At 47.9% G+C, this 23580-nt stretch carries 22 protein-coding genes and 1 riboswitch; of the genes, 21 read left to right on the forward strand and 1 reads right to left on the reverse strand.

Translation table 11 applies throughout. The annotated features are described in order from the left end of the window. Nucleotides 1-129: 129 nt before the first annotated feature. The gene (locus tag ACAN55_RS05160) at nucleotides 130-858 is read right to left on the reverse strand and encodes a YwaF family protein (RefSeq protein ID WP_379129037.1); all 729 of its coding nucleotides are present in this window, start codon (nucleotides 856-858) and stop codon (nucleotides 130-132) included. A gap of 274 nt (nucleotides 859-1132) precedes the next feature. On the opposite strand from ACAN55_RS05160, the gene ACAN55_RS05165 reads away from it, so the two are divergent. The 21 genes from ACAN55_RS05165 (at nucleotide 1133) to glpK (ending at nucleotide 23486) form a co-directional block, all read left to right on the forward strand. Further along, nucleotides 1133-4567, forward strand: coding sequence for a collagen binding domain-containing protein (locus ACAN55_RS05165; RefSeq protein WP_379129040.1), 3435 nt, complete (start codon nucleotides 1133-1135; stop codon nucleotides 4565-4567). Nucleotides 4568-4681: 114 nt separating this feature from the next. Further along, nucleotides 4682-5071: a large-conductance mechanosensitive channel protein MscL gene (gene mscL / locus ACAN55_RS05170; RefSeq protein ID WP_379129042.1), complete on the forward strand. Its 390-nt coding sequence runs from the start codon at nucleotides 4682-4684 to the stop codon at nucleotides 5069-5071. Between the two features lie 126 nt (nucleotides 5072-5197). After that, nucleotides 5198-5357: riboswitch (FMN riboswitch) on the forward strand. Nucleotides 5358-5557: 200 nt separating this feature from the next. Continuing rightward, nucleotides 5558-6700 carry a bifunctional diaminohydroxyphosphoribosylaminopyrimidine deaminase/5-amino-6-(5-phosphoribosylamino)uracil reductase RibD gene (ribD, locus tag ACAN55_RS05175; protein WP_379129045.1) on the forward strand — a complete coding sequence of 381 codons (1143 nt, stop codon included), beginning with the start codon at nucleotides 5558-5560 and terminating at the stop codon, nucleotides 6698-6700. A 12-nt stretch (nucleotides 6701-6712) separates the two neighbouring features. Further along, on the forward strand, nucleotides 6713-7378 hold the full coding sequence (locus ACAN55_RS05180) for a riboflavin synthase (protein WP_379129049.1): 666 nt from the start codon (nucleotides 6713-6715) through the stop codon (nucleotides 7376-7378). A 27-nt stretch (nucleotides 7379-7405) separates the two neighbouring features. Next, nucleotides 7406-8659 carry a bifunctional 3,4-dihydroxy-2-butanone-4-phosphate synthase/GTP cyclohydrolase II gene (locus ACAN55_RS05185; protein WP_379129052.1) on the forward strand — a complete coding sequence of 418 codons (1254 nt, stop codon included), beginning with the start codon at nucleotides 7406-7408 and terminating at the stop codon, nucleotides 8657-8659. A gap of 38 nt (nucleotides 8660-8697) precedes the next feature. Next, nucleotides 8698-9165, forward strand: coding sequence for a 6,7-dimethyl-8-ribityllumazine synthase (gene ribH, locus ACAN55_RS05190; RefSeq protein WP_379129055.1), 468 nt, complete (start codon nucleotides 8698-8700; stop codon nucleotides 9163-9165). Between the two features lie 136 nt (nucleotides 9166-9301). Then, on the forward strand, nucleotides 9302-10093 hold the full coding sequence (locus tag ACAN55_RS05195; protein ID WP_379129058.1) for a segregation and condensation protein A: 792 nt from the start codon (nucleotides 9302-9304) through the stop codon (nucleotides 10091-10093). Further along, entirely contained in the window at nucleotides 10062-10667 is a 606-nt protein-coding gene (gene scpB / locus ACAN55_RS05200) for an SMC-Scp complex subunit ScpB (protein WP_379129061.1), read from the forward strand. Before ACAN55_RS05195 ends, scpB begins: the two co-directional genes overlap by 32 nt. Nucleotides 10668-10830: 163 nt before the next feature. Beyond that, nucleotides 10831-11541, forward strand: a complete 711-nt coding sequence (locus ACAN55_RS05205; protein WP_379129064.1) for a DUF2953 domain-containing protein — start codon at nucleotides 10831-10833, stop codon at nucleotides 11539-11541. 96 nt (nucleotides 11542-11637) lie between these two features. Next, nucleotides 11638-12138, forward strand: a complete 501-nt coding sequence (gene ytfJ / locus ACAN55_RS05210) for a GerW family sporulation protein (protein ID WP_379129067.1) — start codon at nucleotides 11638-11640, stop codon at nucleotides 12136-12138. Nucleotides 12139-12298: 160 nt separating this feature from the next. Continuing rightward, nucleotides 12299-13510, forward strand: a complete 1212-nt coding sequence (locus ACAN55_RS05215; RefSeq protein ID WP_379129070.1) for a D-alanyl-D-alanine carboxypeptidase family protein — start codon at nucleotides 12299-12301, stop codon at nucleotides 13508-13510. Further along, the gene (locus ACAN55_RS05220; protein ID WP_379129072.1) at nucleotides 13503-14168 is read left to right on the forward strand and encodes a nucleoside recognition domain-containing protein; all 666 of its coding nucleotides are present in this window, start codon (nucleotides 13503-13505) and stop codon (nucleotides 14166-14168) included. The genes ACAN55_RS05215 and ACAN55_RS05220 overlap by 8 nt, the downstream gene beginning before the upstream one ends. 6 nt (nucleotides 14169-14174) lie before the next feature. Further along, entirely contained in the window at nucleotides 14175-14708 is a 534-nt protein-coding gene (locus ACAN55_RS05225) for a spore maturation protein (RefSeq protein WP_379129075.1), read from the forward strand. Between the two features lie 213 nt (nucleotides 14709-14921). Then, complete coding sequence (locus tag ACAN55_RS05230; RefSeq protein ID WP_379129078.1) at nucleotides 14922-15266, forward strand: N-acetylmuramoyl-L-alanine amidase; 345 nt, start codon at nucleotides 14922-14924, stop codon at nucleotides 15264-15266. 20 nt (nucleotides 15267-15286) lie between these two features. Next, nucleotides 15287-16045: a pseudouridine synthase gene (locus ACAN55_RS05235; protein WP_379129081.1), complete on the forward strand. Its 759-nt coding sequence runs from the start codon at nucleotides 15287-15289 to the stop codon at nucleotides 16043-16045. Between the two features lie 109 nt (nucleotides 16046-16154). Further along, the gene (locus ACAN55_RS05240; protein ID WP_379129083.1) at nucleotides 16155-16679 is read left to right on the forward strand and encodes a redoxin domain-containing protein; all 525 of its coding nucleotides are present in this window, start codon (nucleotides 16155-16157) and stop codon (nucleotides 16677-16679) included. Next, complete coding sequence (gene resB / locus ACAN55_RS05245; RefSeq protein ID WP_379129086.1) at nucleotides 16676-18361, forward strand: cytochrome c biogenesis protein ResB; 1686 nt, start codon at nucleotides 16676-16678, stop codon at nucleotides 18359-18361. Before ACAN55_RS05240 ends, resB begins: the two co-directional genes overlap by 4 nt. Then, entirely contained in the window at nucleotides 18358-19620 is a 1263-nt protein-coding gene (ccsA, locus tag ACAN55_RS05250; protein ID WP_379129089.1) for a cytochrome c biogenesis protein CcsA, read from the forward strand. The genes resB and ccsA overlap by 4 nt, the downstream gene beginning before the upstream one ends. Before the next feature lie 87 nt (nucleotides 19621-19707). Then, nucleotides 19708-20424 carry a response regulator transcription factor gene (locus ACAN55_RS05255; protein ID WP_020427515.1) on the forward strand — a complete coding sequence of 239 codons (717 nt, stop codon included), beginning with the start codon at nucleotides 19708-19710 and terminating at the stop codon, nucleotides 20422-20424. Between the two features lies 1 nt (nucleotide 20425). Then, nucleotides 20426-21853 (forward strand): HAMP domain-containing sensor histidine kinase, encoded by a 1428-nt coding sequence (locus ACAN55_RS05260; RefSeq protein WP_379129095.1) that lies wholly within the window; start codon nucleotides 20426-20428, stop codon nucleotides 21851-21853. Nucleotides 21854-21986: 133 nt separating this feature from the next. Next, nucleotides 21987-23486 (forward strand): glycerol kinase GlpK, encoded by a 1500-nt coding sequence (glpK, locus tag ACAN55_RS05265; protein WP_379129097.1) that lies wholly within the window; start codon nucleotides 21987-21989, stop codon nucleotides 23484-23486. Nucleotides 23487-23580 lie beyond the last annotated feature (94 nt).

Raw genomic sequence — 23580 nt, forward strand, 5'->3', positions numbered from 1 at the left:
ATATGATTTTTTGCCTGAGGTGATCTGTGATATATATCAACTCATTTATTATCGGCATTTGACATGATAGAATTAGAATCCCAATTTAATCCATGGAAAAAACCACGCTATTTGCGTGGTTTGTGGCAGTTACGATGACATTCGCTCTGGCAGCCGGAAGAACAACAGGTACATAAGCATGAATAAGCCGAGTGCAAATAATTCTTCGACCAGGAGGTAATACGGATAAGGCCCGAAACTATTCAGTATGGAGTAGGTACTTGGCTTACGGTTGAGAAACATATAATTGGCTCCGAGAAAATGGTTGAAGGTCCAGACAACGGCAGCCACTACATTCAGCCATATCACTGTGAACCAGAGGGACTTCCAGGTGGGCTTGAAACCTTCAATCCAGGTCATATAAAGGGACGCCCATATGATGGCTGCGTGGACAATGAAGAAGAGCAGAAATCGGAAATGCGGGAAAGGATAAACCAGATTCGGGGTAAGTAATGCAATAGAAGCCCCCCCAATGCCTGCAAAAAATAAAAAAGAATACAGCCGGCGGGTGCGGGTTACCAGCATAATCACAGAGAGCATCAACGAAATTCCACAGAGCTCCAGAGGCAGTGAAATAGCGGTTTTCCATAAATCGTGGGTAAGGTACCACGCCTGCAGGCTGGCTTCGCATGATAAAAGTATAATTATGAGCACCACCCGAAGAACCAGCTTTAACCGTGGCTTAACGCGGATGGCAAGCCTATACCGATAGAGCAGGAGGGATAGCGCAATGATTAGCAGCAGGGAGATCCAATGGGTCATGGAGAACATAACAAAATCCGTTTCGTGTTGCCGATCAAAAGACATGAAACCGTTCACAATTCTCAGCCTCCAGAACCTCGATTAACAAATTTTAAATAGATGGAATATATACTCATTTATGTGATTCTATCCGGTTAAAAAAGGTGATATAAGTATATACGTTTAATACCCATTCCTCAATGTAATATACATCTGTATGATCTCATAAAATGAACATAGTGTGGCGATGATTACATACTCAATGAGCGGTCGTTCATCCCATGAGGTCAGTTAGATGGGGGGATGGGAATAAGCAGAGGCATCGATTCGAAATGATTGGGGGATTGAGCAAATGGTCAAAAAAAGACTAAGTGTGATCATCATTTTGGTTATGCTGATCGCACAGTATACTTATGGCCTGGGTGTTCCGGTTCAGGTAAGAGCGGAAGGAACCAGTGAGAACACCAGTGTCTCTGCTGCTGCATATGGTGATAGTTCTATGTTGACTGCCAGTGTATTCGATCCAGAATTGACCGTTACAGAAGCTGTATATGAATTCGACCAGGATATAATGACCAGTGTTACCTTATCGGTATACAATGCGGACGGACAACCGGATCCGGGGCCTGTATTTGAGCAGGGTTCAAATGTGCAATTGGATTTCACATGGGCGATACCGAACGGGTATGACTATAAACCTGGAGACTACTACTTTACTTTTACACTGCCCGCGGAGTTTAAGCTCTTCAACGATGTTCATGGTTCCCTGGAGTCTGACTCCGGGCCGGTCGGAACATTTACCGTAAGTCAGGCAACACACGAGGTTGTCATGACGTTTAACGACTTTATCAAGGAACATGACAATGTGCACGGTACACTCCGTATTTCCACCAAATTTGATGTACAGGTGATCAAAGGAAGTACAACGCAAGAGATCCTCTTCCCGATAAACGGGACCATGGTGGCCTATCCGATCATATTCAAACCTACGGGCTTAACGATCCAAAAATCAGGTGTTCCCGACGGGTTTAATGCCAAATCCATTCACTGGACAGTCGATGTTAACAAAAGCTTGGCGGCTGTAAGCAATGCAGTTGTCACCGACCCGATACCAGCCGGATTGACCCTGAATGCTAATGATATTGCGGTATACGAGCTTAATGTCGCCCTGGATGGCACAGCTACTAAGGGAAGTCTTGTAGATCCACTGAATTACTCGGCTGAAATTACTGGAAGTACACTTAACCTCCAGTTTAACTCAACGATCAATAAGGCTTATCGTATTGAGTATGATACCTTAATTACGAATGAGGCCTTGACTAAGTTTACCAACACGGCAACATTCAAAGGTGATAATCTGGCACCAGTAAGTTCATCGGCAACTGTAACTGTTGCACGGGGCGTAACTCTTGATAAAACGTCAACGTACAATTGGGGTGATCAAACCATCACCTGGAGCATCAAGTATAACTACAATGAGAAAGAGATTGCCAAGGTGAATGCCCATTTCACAGATCTCTTCACGGATACTCAGAAACTGATTAATGGCTCACTTGTTGTGTATCCCGTAACTATTGATTCTTCGGGAACAGCGACCAAACAGACGGCTCTCGACCCTAGTGCGTATACGGTAACCACTGAGACAGCTGCTAATAAAAAAGGGTTTAAGCTACAATTCAATAACGCAATTACTTCACCTTATCTTATTGAATACAAGACAACGGCTATTGAAAGGGTTACTCACGATACCATTATCACGAATACGGTAACAGATGGCACGTATCGTGATGAAGCATATCAACAGATCCGCACGACCGTTATATACAAGAACCTTGGAAGTGTGAATTACCAGACTAAAACCGCCGATTGGAAAATCACATTTAATGGCGATGACGCACCAATGAGTAACGTCAAAGTTACAGATGTATTTCCTTATGGAGGTCTCAAGTTTATTCCGGGTACATTTATCATCAAGAACAGTGCTGGTGAGACGGTGGATGCCTCGGAGTACGATTTGCAATACGATCCTTCGGGATTAGCAGGCTTCACAGTTACTTTCCACTCTCCAATTTATGGAACTCACACGATCAATTACTCAGTAGAATTCAATAATGACTGGATAACCGGAAATACGGATCAATTCCATAATACCGCGACCGTATTCTGGGTAGATATGGAGGATCCGGATTTCGTTGTACACAGCGCGGAGGCCAAAGGTCTGTTTAATCCGCGATTCGAAGAGAAATACAATGGAATAAAGTCCGGATCTTATAATGCAATTAGAAAAGAAATTACATGGAGGATTGGCTTCAACTATAACGGGAAAACGCTTGAAAATGCCACGCTGAAAGATTGGATTAAGGCACCGCAGACTTTAAAAGATGGCTCTTTAAAGGTATACCATATGAATATTGCTGTAGACGGAACACCTTCAATTGGGAGTGAAGTCAGTTCAGCATTATATACGTACATCCTAGACGGTAATGTACCTTTGGAAGACAAAGTGCTAACGCTGAATCTAGGTTCGATCAATGGTCCGTACTATGTTATTTTCACAACCGGTCTGGAGGGTCAGATCATTGATTCGAAGGTGGACAATACAGCTAAACTGTATGACGGATTGAACCCGGTCTCCAAGGATTTGACGGCTTCGGTCAAGATTCCTTATGGAGGAGAACTTCTGGATAAAACAGGTGTGCAGAATGGTGACAAGATTAAATGGACAGTCAACATTAACCGGACACAATCTTACCTGAAAAATGTGGTAATTACGGATACTCCTAGTCCAAACCAGATCATACTCAGTGATACCTTCCATTTGTATAAAACGAATATTCCGGTCTCCGGAGTACCAACGACCTCTACAGAGGAATGGGTGAGGGGTGCGGATAAAGATTATACCATCGACATTACTGAGGATAGTACGGGCAAGCAAATCTTTATCCTGAAGTTTAATAAGGATATCCGTACAACTTCTGTCTTGACCTATGAAACCCTAATTACGGCAAGTAACGGCGAGCAATTAACCAATACTGCCAGTCTTAAGGGTGACAACGTAGTTACTGTGACCAAGGATACAACCAAGATTATGATTGTAGGAGTATCCAGCGGTTCAGGCACCGGTACCGGGGAGAGAAGTACGCTTACGGTCAAGAAGGTTGATGCAGAGAATAATTCCCTAGTGCTGAGCGGGGCTAAATTCAATCTGTACCGCGTTGGCGGTGAGGAGCCTCAACTGCTTGATACCCAGACTACAGGACCGAGTGGAACGGCAGTATTCAGCAATATCCTGTCAGGTAGTTATATTCTGATAGAAACGGCTGCGCCGGACGGCTACGTCCTTGATTCAAAGGAACGGCCAGTGACCTTGAGTCCTGGAGCCAATATTCAAATAACAGCTACAAATAATAAACAGGTGATTCCGACGCCTTCAATAGAACCTTCACCATCGGCGTCAACAGGGCCATCGACACCGCCATCATCCGAACCGACACCGACGCCTTCAACTATACCTGGTGAAGTCGTAATCGATGAACCTGTGGTACCGGCAGGTCCAGGGACTCCTGAAGTTCAGCCTACTCCTCCGGTTGTACAGGAATTGCCTGACGATGAGGTTCCACTTGGAACTGTAGATGTGGTAGATGATGAAGTTCCAGCAGGAACTGTCCAACAGTTGCCTAAAACAGGTGAAGCAAGTCCAATGCCGCTCTATGTGGCCGGTATGGCTTTGATCGCCGGAGGTTTTGTGCTAAACCGCTTGTTTAAACGCAATAAACGTTCAGAGTAATCATATGATGTGATTTTTTCACCAACCGGCATGTCTCCTGCTAGACGGAGGCGTGCCGGTTTCATTGTTACCGGGTATACTAATGCTAATTAAATGACGGGGGAGATGTTTACAGTGTGGTCAGAATTCAAAAAATTTGCACTTAAAGGTAACGTCCTTGATCTTGCTATTGCAGTCGTAATTGGAGCAGCTTTCGGGAAAATCGTCACTTCACTTGTGAATGATATTATTATGCCGATTGTCGGGATCATTGGCGGCGGTATCGACTTGAAAGATCTAACTTACAGTTACGGGAAATCAGTAATAGGTTATGGCTTGTTCCTGCAATCAGTTGTTGATTTCTTTATAATTGCCTTCTCGATATTCCTGTTTATCAAGCTTGCGGGCAAATTCAAACGTAAAGAGGCGGTTAAAGTGGAGGAAATTCCGGCCCCGTCACCTGATTTGTTACTGCTTGCAGAAATCCGTGATTTGTTGAAAGCAAGTAGAGCCGATAAAATGTAAAAAGAAATTTATATTTGACTCCGAAACATCTAAGTTACTTAAATAAAGTTAATTATTTATTTACACTTGCAATTTGGTTTTGTAAATGTTAATTTTAGTTTATTAGTTCTTAATTTCATATTTGATTTGATCCTTCAGGGCAGGGTGAAATTCCCTACCGGCGGTGATGTTGCTGCGATTTAAGCAGTGCTTAGTCCGCTACCCGGCTGTAGTTAAGTTTGATACAGACGGTGGACCTGGTGCAATTCCGGGACCGACAGTATAGTCTGGATGGAAGAGGGAGAGAATGACGCTTGTTTATCTATGAACAGGTGAACTGCAGTTTTTTTCAATATTATGTGCGTTATTTCACAAGGCGCGCACTTTATTTTGACTGCCGCAAACTCTCATTTTAACCCATCCCTTTCTCCTTGGAGAGCTGAGATGGGTTTTTCTGCGTATAGCGTGTTATTCTAATGTACTTGCAGTTGCAGATTGGAGGTCGAAATGGATAAGATGAATGACGAATTTTACATGTCGCTTGCTCTTGATATGGCTGAACGCGCCCAGGGACAAACCAGTATTAACCCGGTTGTGGGATGCGTCATCGTTAAAGATGGTGTGATGATTGGACTTGGAACCCACCTGCAGAGAGGAGGGGGCCATGCGGAAGTGCATGCACTGAATATGGCCGCCGGCCAAGCAGCTGGAAGCACTGCCTATGTAACTCTTGAACCTTGCAGCCATTATGGGAAGACACCGCCTTGCAGTGAACGGCTGATCGCAGAAGGTGTAAGCAGAGTGGTCATTGCCTGCGAGGACCCCAATCCCCAGGTTGCTGGACGCGGCGTTAAGATGCTAAGGGATCGGGGCATTGAAGTAGAGGTCGGACTTCTGCAAGAGCGTGCACTAAGGTTGAATGATAAATTCATTAAGTATATTTTGACGAAAAAGCCATTTGTTACGTTGAAAAGCGCCAGTACGCTGGACGGCAAGATTGCAACCCGGACTGGAGACAGCAAGTGGATCTCCAATGGCGAAGCCAGAGAAATCGTACATACGCTGAGGCATCGTCACATGGGGATTATGGTTGGGGTTAATACGGTGATTGCCGACAATCCCTCATTAACTACCAGGATGTCAGTGCCTGGAATCAACCCGGTGCGGATTATTGTCGATTCTTCACTGCGCATTCCGCTGGATTCTGCAGTTGTTGCAGACGGTCAGGCATCTACCATCATCATAACCACTGAAGCGGCCGATTCACACAAGTCAGAGGCATTGCTTGCGGCTGGGGTCCAGATTCTGGTGTGCGGCACTGGGCCGCGGGTTGATCTGCAGGAAGCTATGGTGAAACTTGGTGAGCAGGAGATCGGTTCAATTCTTCTTGAGGGTGGAGGAACCCTTAACGGGGCCATGCTGGAGAGCGGTTTGGTTGACCGTGTAGTGCTGTTTTTTGCTCCGAAAATTGCTGGAGGGGGCATGGCTGCTCCTGGTACTTTCAATTTCCCGGGTGCGGATTTGATGAAGGACGCCATTGCCCTTGACGGAGTGGAAGTTGAAATCCTCGGGGATAATGTGTGTATCAGCGGGACACCCGTTCTTGCCGGTAACGCTCTTGATGGGATTTCCGCTCCTGAAAGATTTTAGAGGAGGTGCATTATGTTCACAGGATTAGTCGAAGAATTAGGGGTTCTGCGCGGAGTGTCAACCGGTGGGGAAGCCATGGTGCTTAAAATTGCAGCCTCGCTCATTATGGATGACCTCAAAATCGGCGATAGCGTTGCGGTGAACGGCGTCTGTCTGACTGCGACTTCGATCGGTGACGGTTTCTTCACCGTAGATGTGATGCCTCAAACTTACCGCAACAGTACACTGAAGGAATTGAGCAGCGGCAGCAAAATGAACCTGGAACGTGCTATGGCATCAGGCGGGCGATTTGGAGGTCATATTGTACAGGGGCATGTGGATGGTACTGGGACCATCAAAAGCATGAAGCGGGATCAGAATGCAGTCGTATTCGAAATTAGCCCTGAACGCAGTTCTTTGTTCAAATACATCATTCCCAAAGGTTCGATCACGATTGACGGGATCAGCCTGACGGTGGTAAATACATCCGCTTCATCCTTTACAGTGTCCATTATCCCTCATACCCTAGGCGAGACAGTGCTCGCCCATAAGCGGAATGGGGATCATGTTAATATTGAATGTGACGTGCTGGGCAAATACGTGGATCACCTGCTGCATTATCGCTCATCCGCGCAGAACGAAGAAGAGAAACCATCCGGTATCAGCCGCGATTTTCTGGCAGCTAACGGTTTTGTGTAATCACAAGTATTTTTAGGAGGATTAATCATGAGCGAAGCATCGAAGCAAGAAACTGTGCTCGACCCGATTGAAGAAGCCATTTATGATTTGATGCGTGGTAAAGTAATCATCGTAGTAGATGATGAAGACCGCGAGAATGAAGGCGATTTTATTGCTCTGGCTGAAAAAGCAACACCTGAAGTCATTAATTTTATGATTACTCAGGGCCGGGGTTTGGTCTGTCTGCCGATTACCGCTGAACGTGCCGAGGAACTTGATCTGAAGCCGATGGTCAGCCAGAATACCGATTTTCACGGAACCGCCTTTACGGTATCCATTGACCATAAAGACACTACAACCGGTATTTCCGCCGGTGAGCGTTCGATGACCGTGAAAGCAATTATGGATCCGAATGCCAAACCTTCCGATTTCCGCAGACCGGGACATATGTTCCCGCTGGTAGCCAAGAAGGGTGGGGTATTGCGCCGTTCTGGGCATACGGAAGCCGCTGTTGATCTGGCCCGCATGTGCGGCGCTTACCCTGCAAGTGTAATCTGCGAAATTATCAAGGAAGACGGTTCTATGGCCCGCCTGCCTGATTTGATCGAGATTGCTAAGAAGCATGACCTGAAGCTGATCAGCATCCAGGATCTGATTCACTACCGCAACGAGAAGGAAAAGCTTGTGAACCGCGAAGTATCCGTGCGTATCCCTACCGATTTTGGCGTATTCCAGACGATTGCATACACCAATGAAGTGGATGATAAAGAACATGTTGCCCTTGTAAAAGGTGACATTTCCGGAGATGAGCCGGTTCTTGTGCGTGTGCACTCGGAATGCTTGACCGGTGATGTATTCCATTCCCACCGCTGTGATTGCGGACCGCAATTTGAAGCCGCGCTGCGCCAGATCGAAGAAGCCGGCAAAGGGGTTCTGCTCTATATGCGTCAAGAGGGCAGAGGCATTGGCCTGATTAATAAATTGCGGGCTTACAAGCTGCAGGAGCAAGGGCTGGATACTGTAGATGCCAATCTTGAACTGGGCTTCCCGGCTGATCTACGCGATTACGGTATCGGTGCACAGATTCTCAAGGACCTTGGGGTTCGCCAAATCCGCCTGATGACCAATAACCCGCGCAAGATCAAGGGTCTGGAAGGGTATGGACTTGAAGTTGTGGAGCGTGTAGCGATTCAAATGCCGGAGAATGAGGATAACAGTAAATATCTGCACACCAAGCAGTCCAAACTGGGTCATTTGCTGACATTCGATACCATCGAACAAAACGAAAAAACAGAAGTTTAAACCCAATTAACTCACAAATGAAAGGTTGATGAATGAGCATGCCGAATTATTTTGAAGGACATTTAGTTTCCGAGGGACTTAGATATGGTGTAGTTGTAGGACGTTTCAATGAGTTTATTACCAGCAAATTGTTGTCGGGTGCACTGGATGCATTCAAGCGTCATGGCGTTAAAGATGAGGAAGTTGACGTGGCTTGGGTTCCAGGCGTATTCGAAATTCCGCTGATCGCACAAAAAATGGCCGAAAGCGGCAAATATGATGCTGTTATTACATTGGGTACTGTTATTCGCGGATCTACGACACATTATGATTATGTATGTAATGAAGTAGCTAAAGGGGTAGCAGCCATCAACCTGAAGACAGGTGTTCCAACCATCTTCGGCGTAGTTACTACCGAGAATATCGAGCAGGCTATTGAGCGTTCCGGAACCAAAGCGGGCAACAAAGGCTGGGATGCTGCCAATGCTGCGATTGAAATGGCTAATCTGAACAAGATGTTCAAATAAGTCACCTATTGACGAAAGTCCATAAATCGTGCTTATTTATATGTATAAGAAGAAAGCATGAAGTATAAGAATCTTTCTACTTGTGTAGCGTCCGTAGCGGCGCTGCACTTTACTTTTTTAAGCAGGAGGTTATCTCGTGACTGTATTGTATAAGCTGGAGACGTTTGAGGGTCCGCTGGATTTGCTCTTACACTTGATCGATAAGGCGGAAATAGACATCCAGGATATTCCGGTCAGCGAGATCACCGAACAGTATATGGAGTATTTGCGCAGCATGCAGGAGCTAGAGCTGGATATTACCAGCGAATTCCTTGTCATGGCTGCAACGCTGCTGTCGATCAAAAGCAAGATGCTGCTTCCTAAGCCGCCGGTGATTGAGCTGGACGATTTCGAATTTTATGATGAAGACGAACACGATCCTCGTGCAGAGCTGGTGCAGCGTCTGATTGAGTACCGCAAATTCAAGAGCATTGCAATACAACTCATGGATATGGAAAGCGAACGCAGCCTGATCTTCACCAAGGAGCCTGAGGATTTGGGGCCTTTCGTTCCGGTTGAGGTTGATAATACGCTGAAGGGGTTACATACAGCCGATCTTATCGCCGCATTCCGTAAGGCCCTCGGCAAAGCTGCTAAACGCTCCTCTTATCAAAGAATTACCCGGGATGAAATCTCGGTGAAGGACAGAATTAGAGATGTGACAGCAGCGCTAAGGCGGAATGGCAAAGGCGGTAAGCTGCGGTTCTCCGCACTTCTTGACGATGAGATGGCCCGCCATGAGATTGTCGTAACCTTCCTAGCGATTCTGGAGCTTATGAAGATGAAAGCAATCGTATGCTACCAAGAGAAATTATTCGATGATATCGTAATGGAGTGGAGAGGAGAAGAACACTTCAATGGATTACAAGAATCTGAAATCAATTATTGAGGGACTGCTGTTTCTGTCTGGTGACGAAGGAATTTCCGTCCGGCAAATTGCTGAAATTACAGAGCAGCGGAACGATCTGATATCGCGCGCGCTGAAAGAAATGCGTGAAGATTGTGTCTCGCAGAACCGCGGTCTTCAGGTGATAGAGATCGCTGGTAATTACCGGCTGGCCACACTGCCCGATCATGCACCATATTTTGAGCGGCTGGCTTATTCACCTTCACGGTCTACCTTGTCACAGGCGGCCTTGGAGACATTGGCTATTGTTGCCTATCGTCAGCCGATTACCCGGGTGGAGATTGAGGAGATCCGCGGAGTTAAATCCGAACGCGCCATTCACACACTAGGCAACAAGGATCTGATTCAGGAGGTTGGCCGGGCTGAGGCCGTGGGACGACCTATTTTATATGGAACAACCAAGACCTTCCTTGAAAGCTTTGGGCTGGCGAACCTGAAGGAACTTCCAGAGCCTTCCAGCTTTGAAAGCGCAGATAATCTGGAAGAAGAAACACAGCTGCTGTTTAATAAGCTTGATACCCGTCAATTGACAATTGATGAAGTGGAAGAAACCTAATAATACACAAGACTCTGAGTATGAGTTGAAACGACAAGTCTGCCGGTAAACGGCGGGCTTGTTTTTTTATGCTTAATTTCAGGACAATCGCATGATTTTCGGCAGATCTTGCCATACTAATCCAAAGGTTCCCAAATAATTATGGTCGGTTGGAGGTAAGAATGTGACGTTATGGCTAGTAATACCGCTCGCAGTGCTGCTTGTGGCTATCGTTGTGATTATTTCTTCTTCCATTGCTTTTGATTTCCGGCTTAGTAAGCTGGATAAGAATGATCGTATTGTGCTCGACATTTCATTTCTACATAGACTTGTTAAACTTCACTATGTGCTTCCATCTGTTGTCTATGAGGGGATGACACAAGGTATCAAGGTTAAATTAGAGGAGAGTGGAATAGCGCCGAATATACAGAAAGATAAGGATGCAGAAGAAAATATTGATAAGGACGTCGTAGATAACTGGCTGGCGAACTTTAAAAAAGCACTGAGAGCCACTGAGGGACTTAAACAATTGCTCAAAGATACTCTCTCTCATCTCAAAATCACCACGCTCGATTGGTCGACGGATTTCTCGCTTGGCGATGCAGCTGGAACGGCTACTGCAGCAGGAGCGTTGTGGGGACTGAAGTGGAGTATCGTGGGATGGGCATCACAGTGGATCAGGCTTCAACAAGAGCCGAAGCTGTTTGTGAAACCGGTGTTTGAAGATGAACTCAGCTATGCAACAGAGATTGTCTGTAAGGGGAAAATCTCGGTGCTGCATGTATGCATGGCAGGGCTCCGGCTTGTTGTCCGGACTTATAAAGTAGAAGGAGGATTTCAATTGTGGAGGGAACTGCTGTTTAACAGGGATGACCGGCAAACCGGAAGACGATAACTTCATCACGTTGCCTTTACATACTAAAGAATCAATCGGGGGAATATAAGGCTGTAGAAGACGAGTATTCATTAATTGCCGAAGGAGGATAACAAGATGAGTGACCACCCGATTCAAGGGTTAATGCAGACTGCTATGGAAAATATCAAGGGCATGGTCGATGTGAATACCATCGTTGGCGATGCTGTTGAAACTCCGGACGGCAGCATTATTCTGCCTATCAGTAAGGTAGCGTTTGGTTTTGCAGCAGGGGGCAGTGATTTTCGGGTAGAAGATGAGGGACGGGTCAGTCCCGGAAACCAAGAGAATGGGAAAAACGGACATTCTGGTATCAAAATGCTTCCGTTCGGGGGCGGCAGCGGCGGCGGGGTATCGATTCGTCCGATTGCTTTTCTGGTTGTGGGGAAGGAAGGGGTACATATTGTACCACTTGATAATCAGACCCATCTGTTTGAGAAAATCATTGATGCCACACCAGGCCTCATTGACAAAATCCAAACGATGTTCCCACAAAACAACGGTATTGCAACGGAAGCTGTTCCTTCTGCAGCATATACAGCACCACCGGTTAAAGATCCGAATCCATCACACCACTAGATCACCTGCTGCAATTATGGGAGGGCCCTTGTCACCGCGAGGGCCGTCTTTTTTTGTGTGATAGGGATGTAGCTCTTGAAGGACATACCCTTCCCTGCAGCCGCATACACTTGTACAAAACAAATGAATCCAATATTACATAAGAAGCCGGAGGATAATCATGAAGAGTAGAATGTATAAGTGGCCCATTAGCATAGTTTTCTGCACCTTGCTCCTGCTTCTGGTTCCTCTGCAAAGTATCCGGGCCGAGAACAAGACCATTACGACGCATGCCAGAGCCGCTACGCTTATCGATGTGGAATCTGGAAGGATTCTGTACAGCAGCCGCGGAGATGAACCAATGCTGATTGCCAGCCTGACTAAGATTATGACGGCGATTGTAGCCATCGAGAACGGAGATTTGGAGAGTATGGTGAAGGTGAGTAAAAATGCCTTTGCCAAGGAAGGCTCCTCGCTTTTTTTAAAGCAGGGTGAAGAAATGACTCTGGAAAATATGCTTTATGGGCTTATGCTCCGCTCCGGTAACGACGCCGCGACAGCTATTGCCGAACATGTCGGAGGTTCAGAGGAAGGTTTCGTGTATCTGATGAATGCGAAGGCGGAACAGCTTTCGCTCAATCATACCCATTTTATGAATCCGCATGGCCTCGACGCAGAAGGTCATTATTCGAGTTCCAATGATTTGGCTGTTCTTACCGCGTACGCGCTTCATAATCCCGTGTTTAAGGAGATCGTACAGACCCAAGTGAAGACTGCGGACAATCCGTACGAGAAGTGGGATTACAAATGGAGCAATAAGAACAAGATGCTTAGGCTGTACGATGGGGCGGATGGAGTGAAGACAGGATATACCAAGAAATCCCTCCGGTGTCTGGTCAGTTCCGCAACACGAAATGGGCAGCAGCTTGTCGCCGTCACCCTAAACGACGGAAATGACTGGAACGACCATGCCTCACTGTTGAACTTCGGATTTAATCACTATCCCCTCAAACCGCTGATCGAAAAAGGGGATAAAGTGAGTGGCTATGAGCTGGTGACCGGCATAAATTTCAGTTATCCCCTGGGTGCCGGAGAACAAGAACGTCTGGTGACCAAAATGGTTCTAACTCCGGCAACTGCTTCAAACAAGGCTGCTGTGCGCGGTGCCGATTTTGGGCTAAAGGGAGTGCTGCTGCTGCAGCTTGGAGGAAAAGAGATCGGCAGAGTGCCACTGTATTCCCCCGATCAATTGCCTCCCGAGCAGCCCGCATACGGTAAGCATCTAAGTACCACAAGTTCGGCTATTTATCCTGCGGACACCTGGCTTCAGGCAGTAGGGAGTGCGTTGAAGGCGCTATTCCAGACAGGAGGAGGGGGAGAAAGTCATGATTAATCTCATCTGGCTGGGGATGATCGTCATCGGCTTCCTGTTCGCGGCAGTTAATGGCAGAATGGACGAACTCACTGCTGCTATTTTTGACGGGGCCAAGAATGGTGTAACGGTTAGCTTTGGACTCATTAGTGTGCTCGTGTTCTGGCTTGGAATTATGCGTATTGCGGAGGATGCCGGTATACTTCGTAAAATTGCCCGTCTGCTGGGTCCGGTGGTCTCTTTTCTATTTCCTGATGTACCCAAGGGACACCCGGCACTCGGATATATCCTGTCCAACATGAGTGCCAATCTGCTCGGTCTTGGCAATGCGGCGACACCCATGGGAATCAAGGCCATGCAGGAGTTGCAGACCTTGAATCCGGACAAGGAGACAGCTACTCCGGCGATGTGCACTTTGCTGGCGTTAAACACGGCAAGTATTACCCTCATTCCAGCCACACTGATTGCGATCCGATTGACCTATGGCTCCTCCGACCCTGCCGGTATCGTGGGTACTACACTTGCAGCAACCGCAGTAGCAACATTGGCTGCCATTGCTGCAGACCGAATATTCCGCCGCCTGACGCTACGGCGCAGACCACCTCTCCCACCCGCATCGGGGAAATCTGATTCTGCAATCCGGCGTGGCCCCCTTTCCCATCCTTCAGTGAAAGGGTGATACACAGTGCTGCATCTGATCAGTCTCATTTCCGCTTGGGCCATTCCCGTCCTTATTACCTTTATCCCTCTATACGCCTATACACGCAAGGTTCCCGTCTATGATTCTTTTGTGGAGGGAGCGAAGGAAGGATTCGGTACAGCCATAGCCATCATTCCGCATTTGGTCGGTATGATGGTAGCTATCAGTGTATTTCGAGCATCAGGAGCGCTTGATTATATGATGAGCTTCATCTCCCCTTGGATGAGTCGTCTTGGCGTTCCGTCAGAGGTGCTGCCTCTTGGACTTCTGAGACCCCTTACCGGTACGGGCTCACTTGCCTATACCACCGAGCTAATCCGTACCCATGGCCCTGACTCTCTGATCGGCATGATTGCTTCGACCATTCAAGGCAGCACCGACACCACCCTCTACGTCTTGACGGTGTACTTCGGCGCCGTAGGCATCCGCAACGGCCGCTACGCTTTAAAGGTAGGCCTCTTCTCCGATATCGTCGGCTTCGTCGCCGCCATCGCAATCTGTATGCTGGCTTTTGGGTGAGGTTTTTAAAGATTCTCTGTTTGGTCGGGTTTGGGGTTTCAGGGGTACCCGTTGACAACAGCGATCGAAGGCCCAAACACTCCCCGCAGTTACGCCCTTCGTCAACACCCCGCCAAAATCTCCAATCCCCCAACAAACAGATAATCGTCAAGAGGCGTCACCCTGCCGCCTCTCTCCTCATATGCTATTTCAGCTAGAAGGGAGGCGTTAGTCATGCCATACAAAGGGTTCGTCATTCACCATTCGGACTGTACATCCATCAACGGTAAAGGCTTTGACTTCTGGGTGGACCCGGAAGGCATGTTTTTTGCAGCGCCGATGTTGACGGATCCCGATTATATTCATATTTGTTTGGAGGGTGACTTCAATCTTAAAGATACGACGGCATCCGGGTCCGGAAGAAAAGATCAGTTGTTTTCTGCCGGAAGGCTGATTTTGGAGCTGGCCACACGGTATCAAATCTCCCCTTTAATCGTTGAACCGCACGGGAATTCTTGCCCCGGAACTTTTTTTCCTTGGAATGAGCTTGTGATTTATCCCTCTGATGGTTATCATTAATCTGAGGTGACTAGTCGAAAATGGAAAGATTACAAAAAATTCTGGCGCAAGCCGGTGTAGCATCCAGACGTAAATGTGAAGAAATGATTTTGGCCGGTAAGGTTGAAGTGAATGGTGAGGTTGTAACTACACTTGGAACCAAAGCCGATCCGGATAAGGATACAATAACAGTTTCCGGCAGAACGATCCGAGGCGAGAATAAAATCTATATTATGTTCAATAAGCCAAAAGGCGTCATTACGAGTGCTTCTGATGATAAAGGACGCAAGGTAGTAACAGATTACCTGAAAGGGATCAACGAGCGTGTCTATCCTGTAGGCCGTCTGGATTATGATACCGAAGGGCTGCTGCTGCTGACGAATGACGGAGAGTTTGCCAATCTGCTGACTCACCCTAAGCATCACGTACCTAAGACGTACCATGCCACGGTAAAGGGAATTCCGCATGGCACGGCGTTGGACAAGCTGAAGGAAGGCGTTAAGCTGGAAGATGGCATGACGGCTCCTGCCGAAGTCGAATACAAGGATATCGATGAAGTGAATAAGGAAGCAGTGATCAGCATAACGATTCATGAAGGCCGTAACCGTCAGGTGCGCCGTATGTTCGATGCGATATCTCATCCCGTAACCCGATTGAAAAGAGTGTCGTTCGGTGATATCTCACTGCAAAATTTGAAACGCGGCTCCTACCGGCATTTAACAAAGGATGAGATTAATCATCTGCAGCAAATTGCCATGGCCGGACTGATGAAGACAAGAACGCCACGCAAGGACACATAAAGTTCACAAAATAACCCCCTAATATCGTAACAATATTCGTTATAATGTTCATAGGATGTTCACACCTAACAACGAAGTTATGCGTTACGTCATAGAAGGGGGTTTTCGTGTGGGCAAAGCTAGAAAACCGGTCCAAATCGTTATTTTGTTGCTCGTTGTCATCCTCGGTGGATACGCCATCGGGACCTCGATCTTTAAAGGGGACGGCAAGCCTGGAGAAGGAAGTAAAGCGCCTTCCTTTGAATTAATGGGTCTGGACGGCCAAAATCATACTCTGAGTGAATATAAAGGCAAGGCTATCGTACTCAATTTCTGGGGCTCCTGGTGCACGCCTTGCGTGAAGGAAATGCCAGCGCTTCAAGCCCAGTGGGAGAAATGGCGCGATAAGGGAGTTGTGGTTGTCGGCATCAACGTGGGTGAGGATCAAATGACGGTGGAGAACTTTATCGCAGATATGGATATTGATTTTCCAATTCTGATGGATCCGAATCGAAGTGCGGTACGCAGCTATGGTATCTCACCGATGCCTACTACCTTTTTTATCAACTCCATAGGCAGGGTCGACAGCATACATATCGGCCAGCTTGATCTCAGCACACTAGATGACGTAATCGGGAAGCTGGTGAAACCATGAGTGAACGCACGCCTTTTATTACAAATACTAAATGTGATTGCGGTCATCAGAATCCAGTCGGAACCGTACTTTGTGAAGCATGCGGCAAACCGCTGGGTGATGAAGGGACGTTGACCGATCATCTTGAAATGCGATACGACGGTGTAGCCCGCAGATCGCAGAGGGCAAACCCGGGGATCATTGACCTCGTATGGAATTTCTTTTCTTCCGTAAAAATAGCGATTTATCTTATTGTCTTAACGTTGCTTGGTTCTATGCTCGGCACCATTTTTCCGCAAGAGAGCACGTTTCTTAATATTGACCCGTCCACCCATTATAAGGAAGAGTATGGAGTGGCGGGAGAGATCTACTACAAGCTGGGTCTTTCCCATACGTATGAATCCTGGTGGTTTGTAACCCTGCTGGTTATGATTGGAGCTTCTCTGGTTATCTGCAGTCTTGACCGGGTGCTCCCGCTATATAAGGCATTAAGCAGACAGAAGATTCGCAAGCACCGCCAGTTCTTGACCCGACAGAAGATTGTGCTCGTTACCAAGGTCGAACAGGATCCGGAAGTCTGGATTTCGGAGATCATTCAGCCGCTTAAGAAGAAGGGTTACCGTGTCATTTCAGATGGAGGCGCTCTACTTGCTGAGAAACACCGCTTTAGCCGATGGGGACCCTATGTAATACATATCGGGCTTATTATATTTCTGCTCGCTGTACTCGCCAGAGGGCTGCCGGGACTCAATATGGACCAGCATTTAGCCTTTCCGCAGGGGGAAGCAGTGCAGATTCCAGAGACTTCTTATTATCTGAAAAACGAGAAATTTACCGTTGAGTTCTACACTGAGGATGAGATGCCGGAACAATTCCGCGGCACCAAAGTTCTGCCGAAGCTGTATGAAACCAAGGCGGTGCTGTATGAATGCACAGCTGAGTGCGGCGATCCTTTTAAGGAACCTAAGCTTCGCGAAGTGGCAAAGCATGATATACGGGTTAATCATCCTTTGAATTATAAAGGTCTGAAAGCGTATCAATTTGATTATGATCTTACTCCGGTGCTGCGTTCAGTGCAGCCTAATCTGGTGAATACCATTACAGGGGAATCTTTCGGCAAGTTCAAGCTGAATATGAAGAACCCGCAAAGGGAGTTCACTATCGGGCCTTATGTGCTTGAACTGAAGGAGAAATACATGGATTTCGGCCTGAATGAAGAGGGTCGGCCTGTTTCGAAGTCACCCTATCCGAATGCGCCGGCATTTTTATTTCTGATTAAAGGTCCGGACCTGCCGGAAGAAGGCCAGCAGTATCTCTATTTTCCGAAGCAGGTAGATCAGCAGAAGTTCCAACAGGCGGAGATCAACGATAAGCTTGGGGGAAGCGGACGATTCCTTGAATTTGAGGTTGCCGGTATGGCGGACGTCGATTTCTCTGAGTCTACTACGTACCTTAATATCCGCGTGGACCGTGTCATGCCCTTTATCTGGATCGGTGCCGGGATAATCATGCTAGGCCTTGTGCTTGGATTTTATTGGCAGCATAGACGCATCTGGCTGACTCTCGAAGACGGGGAACTGACGCTCGGAGCACATACGAATAAGAATTGGTTTGGTTTCCGCCGTGAAATAGCAGCAGTCCTGGGGAAGATGGACATGACCGTAGATGAAAAATCACTCGATAACGGGGGAGGTCTATCATGAGTATGCTTGACTTCAGCAATGACGCCTTTATCGCCGCTTTTCTTTTATACAGTGCAGCTTTTATGTTATTTACCATCGCCATTATGGGACGCAAGTGGTCCGGTCGGAAGCCTGAAGAGCATACGGCACGCTGGGGCAGAACCGCCTTTATCGTCTCTTCGGTTGGACTCATTGGACATTTGCTCTACTTCTTCACACGCTGGGCCGGCGGCGGACATATCCCCGTCAGTAATATGTATGAATTCATGTCCTTTTTATCAATGATGGTAATGGTGGCTTTTACAGTCATCTTCGCCATTTACCGCAAAATCGCACTCGGGCTCTTCGCAGTTCCTGTCTCTATTGTAATTATGGCCTATGCTGCAGTATTTCCACAGGAGGTACAGCCGCTGATTCCTTCGCTGACCTCTAATTATCTTAAGATTCATGTGACCCTTGCTGCACTTGGGGAGTCCTTCTTCGCCGTCGGATTTGCAGCCGGTCTCATGTACCTGCTTCGGACGGTAAGCTTCGACAGTTCGGCAAGCAGTGACAGAAAGCAGCAGCGTCTGGTGGAGTTCACGCTCTTCTCAATCCTTGTTATTGTAGGCTTTTTGGGCTCGGTATTTGCTTTCCGGGGTGCAGGATACGAAACTGTTTTCATCAGACCTAACGTAACGATTGACAGCCCCGGGCAGGAAAATAGTACAATAGAGAAAGTGAGTTATAAAATGCCACCCCTTGTGGCACCTTACGATAGCGAAACAGAGAGCTTCCAGTCGTTTCTTGGCATAAATAAACCGCTCTTTGAGGCACCCTCATGGATGAACGGTGTAAACGCCGGAAGAAAATTCAACACTGTAATTTGGTCAGTGATATCGGGTCTTATTCTTTATGGTATTCTCCGGCTTTTTGCCCGCAAGCCTCTTGGCAAGGCACTCCATCCTCTGATGGATGGCATTGACGCCGATGATCTGGATGAGATCACCTACCGGGCGATTGCGATTGGCTTCCCTATTTTCACATTGGGAGCGCTGATCTTTGCAATGATCTGGGCACAGGTAGCATGGGGAAGATTCTGGGGATGGGATCCGAAGGAAGTATGGGCACTGGTAACATGGCTGTTCTACAGCGCTTATCTGCATTTGCGGCTGGCCCGCGGCTGGCAGGGAAGGAAGTCTGCATGGCTTGCCGTGCTTGGATTTCTGGTAGTAATGTTTACACTGGTAGGCGTGAATCTGGTGATTGCCGGATTACATTCCTATGCCGGTACGGATTGATCAATGAGTGAAGTATTGAATGGCTGCAGAAGCAGGCATGAATAGCAGTATTGGTTTTACTGTAATTGATGAAGGGGTTGTTGTGAGATGGCAGAGCATTTGAACAGAATTCTGGTGGTGGATGACGAAGAGCGTATCCGCCGCCTGCTTAAGATGTATCTCGAAAAAGAAGGGTACGAAATCGATGAAGCGGAAGATGGGGAAATTGCCCTCCGCAAAGCTACGGCCAATGATTACGGCCTGATTTTACTGGATGTAATGCTGCCAGGCATCGATGGAATTGAAGTGCTTACAAGGCTGAGGGGTGTGAAATCTACTCCTGTGCTGATGCTTACTGCCAAGGGTGAAGAAATCAACCGGGTGCAGGGCTTTGAGATGGGTGCGGACGACTACGTGGTGAAGCCTTTTAGCCCGCGTGAGGTCATTTACCGGGTGAAGGCGATTATGCGCCGTTCATCCGCCACTGCGTTCTTGTCAAAAGAAAGCAATTCCAGCAATAACATTGTGTTCCCGCATCTTATCATAGAACATGACGCCCACCGTGTTACGGCTGGAGGTCAGGAAGTCAGTCTGACTCCGAAAGAATACGAGCTGCTGCATTATTTGGCGATTTCACCGGACAAGGTATTTTCCCGTGAAGAGCTTCTGAAGGATGTTTGGAACTATGAGTTCTTTGGCGACTTGCGTACCGTAGATACGCACGTGAAGAGGCTCCGTGAGAAACTGAATAAAGTATCACCGGAATCGGCAGCGATGATTACCACCGTATGGGGTGTGGGCTACAAGTTAGAGGTGCCTAAATAACGTGAACTTCTGGAGAAGTCTTGTCGGAAAGCTGTGGGTTACGATCATTTGCCTTGTTGCTGTCGTACTCATGACACTGGGACTCTTTTTGCTGCCCTACATCGACAGTAACTTTACCAATTCCGGAGCAATAAAACGTTTGTTTATGTACACCTGTATGATAGGTTTTTCGTTAACCACTTTTTTTGCGCTTTTTCTGTTTACCAAGATTACGCAACCGATGCAGCAGGTAATTGAGGCTGCTAACAATATCCGGCGTGGTAAATATGGGACTAGGCTTAAGCTCGTGACCAGCGATGAGATCGGGGTACTGGCAACGTCCTTCAATCATATGGCAGAGGAGCTAGAGGAGAATATCCGCAGCCTTAATCATGAGAAAGGCCATCTGTCGAGCGTGCTGCGCAGCATGAGCGACGCTGTGATTACCTTTGATATTGAAGGCCGGATTATCCTTACGAATCCACATGGACAAGCTTTGCTCGAGTCCTGGAGCAGTTTGACATGGGATCAGGATGCCGAGTCCGATTCGGATGTCACGGGCGATGTGCCTCCACCTCTGCTGCCTTTATTCCAAAGTACCCTAAGAAATGATGGCGACCAGCGATCCAACGTACATGTCCTGCAAGGTGTATGGTCCGTGCATATGGCACCGCTTTATTCCGAGGAACATATTCGCGGTGCTGTAGCGGTACTGCGGGATGTTACTGAAGAAGTGTCGTTGGAGAAAATGCGCCGGGACTTTGTAGCCAATGTATCACATGAAATCCGTACACCGTTATCCATGATGCAGGGTTACAGTGAGGCACTTCTGGACGGGATGGCTTCGTCTCCTGAAGAGAGCAGCGAGCTGGTGCAGGTCATTCATGACGAGTCACTGCGCATGGGAAGGCTGGTCAAGGATCTGCTTGATCTTGCCCGGATGGAAGCGGGACATACCGATGTGCTGAAGATTCAGGTTAGTATGGATGAACTGCTGGATCGGATGTACCGCAAGTTTCTGGTTAGAGCCAAAGAGCGGGATATCCAATTGCAGTACCGTAAGCTGGGCGATGGCCTACTACTTCACGCAGCGGACGAAGACAAGCTGGAACAGGTGCTCACCAATCTTCTGGATAATGCATTTCGCCATACACCTTCAGGTAAGGCCATTATCATTTCAGCGGGTACGATTGAAATCGACGGACTATCGTTTGTCGAGGTTCAGATCACCGACGAAGGAGTCGGGATTCCTCCTGAGGATTTGCCTTATATCTTTGAGAGGTTCTATAAAGCCGATAAAGCCCGCTTGCGAGGCGATTCTGGCGGAACAGGACTTGGACTTGCTATCGTCAAGAATATCGTAGAAGCACACCACGGATCTATTACAGCAATGAGCAAGCTAGGTGAAGGTGCAAGCTTTACGCTGCGGCTGCCTGTCGAAAAACAGTAATTCCACACTAAGCATGACAGCGCCTCTGATAGCAGAGGTGCTTTTTGTTGAAACAGACACATTAATCTTGTTCAACGTGGAACAAAGCTCTGGGAGGGCGTTCAATGATCAACTTAACAGGTGGGGTTCATCTATGACAGAATACATTCTTGCACTGGACCAGGGGACAACCAGTTCACGGGCGATTCTGTTCGACAGGGAAGCGGGGACTATTGCCCAGGGGCAATACGAGATCAGACAATCTTTTCCCCGTCCGGGCTGGGTAGAGCATGATCCGGGGCAAATTTGGGAGACTCAGCTGGCGGCAGGCAGAGATGCGATTTCGCGAAGCGGCGTTCGCCCGGAGCAAATTGCAGCCATTGGCATTACCAATCAGCGAGAGACAGCTCTCGTGTGGGATAAAGCAACTGGAGAGCCTATATACCCGGCAATTGTCTGGCAGGACCGGCGGACCGCAGATCTTTGCGAGGAACTTAAGGATAAGGGGCTTGAGGAAGAAATCGGGGCCAAAACAGGTCTTGTCGTGGATGCGTATTTCTCGGCAACAAAAATTGCCTGGATTCTCGATCATGTGGAAGGCGCCCGGGAACGGGCGGAGAGAGGCGAGCTGCTGGCAGGTACTGTAGACAGCTGGTTAATCTGGAAACTGACCGGAGGAAGGGTTCATGCTACCGATGTGACGAACGCATCACGGACGATGCTGTTCAATCTCCATTTCAGGGCTTGGGATGATACGTTGCTTACGCTGCTAAATATCCCGAGAGCGGTTCTTCCTGAAATCAAGATGTCCGGAAGCCAGTTTGGCATGTCAGAAGCCGAGTGGTTCGGTGCACCTATCCCGATCAACTCTGTACTTGGGGACCAGCAGGCCGCGTTGTTCGGTCATACCTGTCTGGAAGCAGGCAGCGCCAAAAATACGTATGGTACAGGCTGCTTTATTCTGATGAACACCGGAAGCGAAGCTGTCGTATCACGTCATGGTCTCCTGACGACGGTAGCTTGGGGAATCGGAGACGAAATGTACTACGCGCTTGAAGGCAGCGTATTCGTAGCCGGAGCAGCCGTACAGTGGCTTCAGGAGGGGCTGGGACTCATCAGCGGGCCAGCAGATTCGGAGCTTAAGGCGGGCGAGGTGGAGGACAGTGAAGGCGTAGTTGTGGTTCCGGCATTCACCGGACTCGGTGCGCCATATTGGGATATGTACGCACGAGGAGCTATATTTGGGCTGACCCGGGGAACGACCTCGGCACATTTAGTGCGGGCTACGCTGGAATCGCTGGCTTTTCAATCAAGGGATGTGATCGGCGCTATGGAGAAGGATGCAGGTATGCCGCTCACGGAACTTCGGGTAGATGGTGGAGCCACGCGTAATGATCTGCTCATGCAGTTCCAGGCGGATATTCTGGGCAGCGGTGTCACCCGGACGGCTTATGCAGAAACGACAGCACTCGGTGCTGCTCTGCTCGCGGGACTCACCTCCGGCATATGGACCCGGGAGCAGTTGCAGAACTTCAACAAGGCGGAGAAGGTGTTTACCCCTTTAATGGATATGGAAGAGCGTGAACAGAGGTATTCCGCATGGCAGGATGCAGTCTCGCGCACCATGGGCTGGGAGAAGCATGAAGAGCGGTAAGTGTGCTGAGAGCTAGTAAGAGTGATACTCTAATTGACGTTTCTGAATAAAAAAACAGCCTTCCCTCAAGCAGGGAAGGCTGTTTTTGCTATTA

The organism is Paenibacillus oryziterrae, assembly GCF_042610485.1.
GTDB lineage: Bacteria > Bacillota > Bacilli > Paenibacillales > Paenibacillaceae > Paenibacillus_AQ.

Coding starts and splice junctions, on each gene's coding strand:
- ytfJ (WP_379129067.1), top strand. CDS start 11,638: ATGAGTGACCACCCGATTCAAGGGTTAATGCAGACTGCTATGGAAAAT.
- ribH (WP_379129055.1), top strand. CDS start 8,698: ATGCCGAATTATTTTGAAGGACATTTAGTTTCCGAGGGACTTAGATAT.
- ACAN55_RS05180 (WP_379129049.1), top strand. CDS start 6,713: ATGTTCACAGGATTAGTCGAAGAATTAGGGGTTCTGCGCGGAGTGTCA.
- ACAN55_RS05215 (WP_379129070.1), top strand. CDS start 12,299: ATGAAGAGTAGAATGTATAAGTGGCCCATTAGCATAGTTTTCTGCACC.
- ccsA (WP_379129089.1), top strand. CDS start 18,358: ATGAGTATGCTTGACTTCAGCAATGACGCCTTTATCGCCGCTTTTCTT.
- ACAN55_RS05230 (WP_379129078.1), top strand. CDS start 14,922: ATGCCATACAAAGGGTTCGTCATTCACCATTCGGACTGTACATCCATC.
- scpB (WP_379129061.1), top strand. CDS start 10,062: ATGGATTACAAGAATCTGAAATCAATTATTGAGGGACTGCTGTTTCTG.
- glpK (WP_379129097.1), top strand. CDS start 21,987: ATGACAGAATACATTCTTGCACTGGACCAGGGGACAACCAGTTCACGG.
- resB (WP_379129086.1), top strand. CDS start 16,676: ATGAGTGAACGCACGCCTTTTATTACAAATACTAAATGTGATTGCGGT.
- ribD (WP_379129045.1), top strand. CDS start 5,558: ATGGATAAGATGAATGACGAATTTTACATGTCGCTTGCTCTTGATATG.
- ACAN55_RS05165 (WP_379129040.1), top strand. CDS start 1,133: ATGGTCAAAAAAAGACTAAGTGTGATCATCATTTTGGTTATGCTGATC.
- ACAN55_RS05220 (WP_379129072.1), top strand. CDS start 13,503: ATGATTAATCTCATCTGGCTGGGGATGATCGTCATCGGCTTCCTGTTC.
- ACAN55_RS05185 (WP_379129052.1), top strand. CDS start 7,406: ATGAGCGAAGCATCGAAGCAAGAAACTGTGCTCGACCCGATTGAAGAA.
- ACAN55_RS05235 (WP_379129081.1), top strand. CDS start 15,287: ATGGAAAGATTACAAAAAATTCTGGCGCAAGCCGGTGTAGCATCCAGA.
- ACAN55_RS05255 (WP_020427515.1), top strand. CDS start 19,708: ATGGCAGAGCATTTGAACAGAATTCTGGTGGTGGATGACGAAGAGCGT.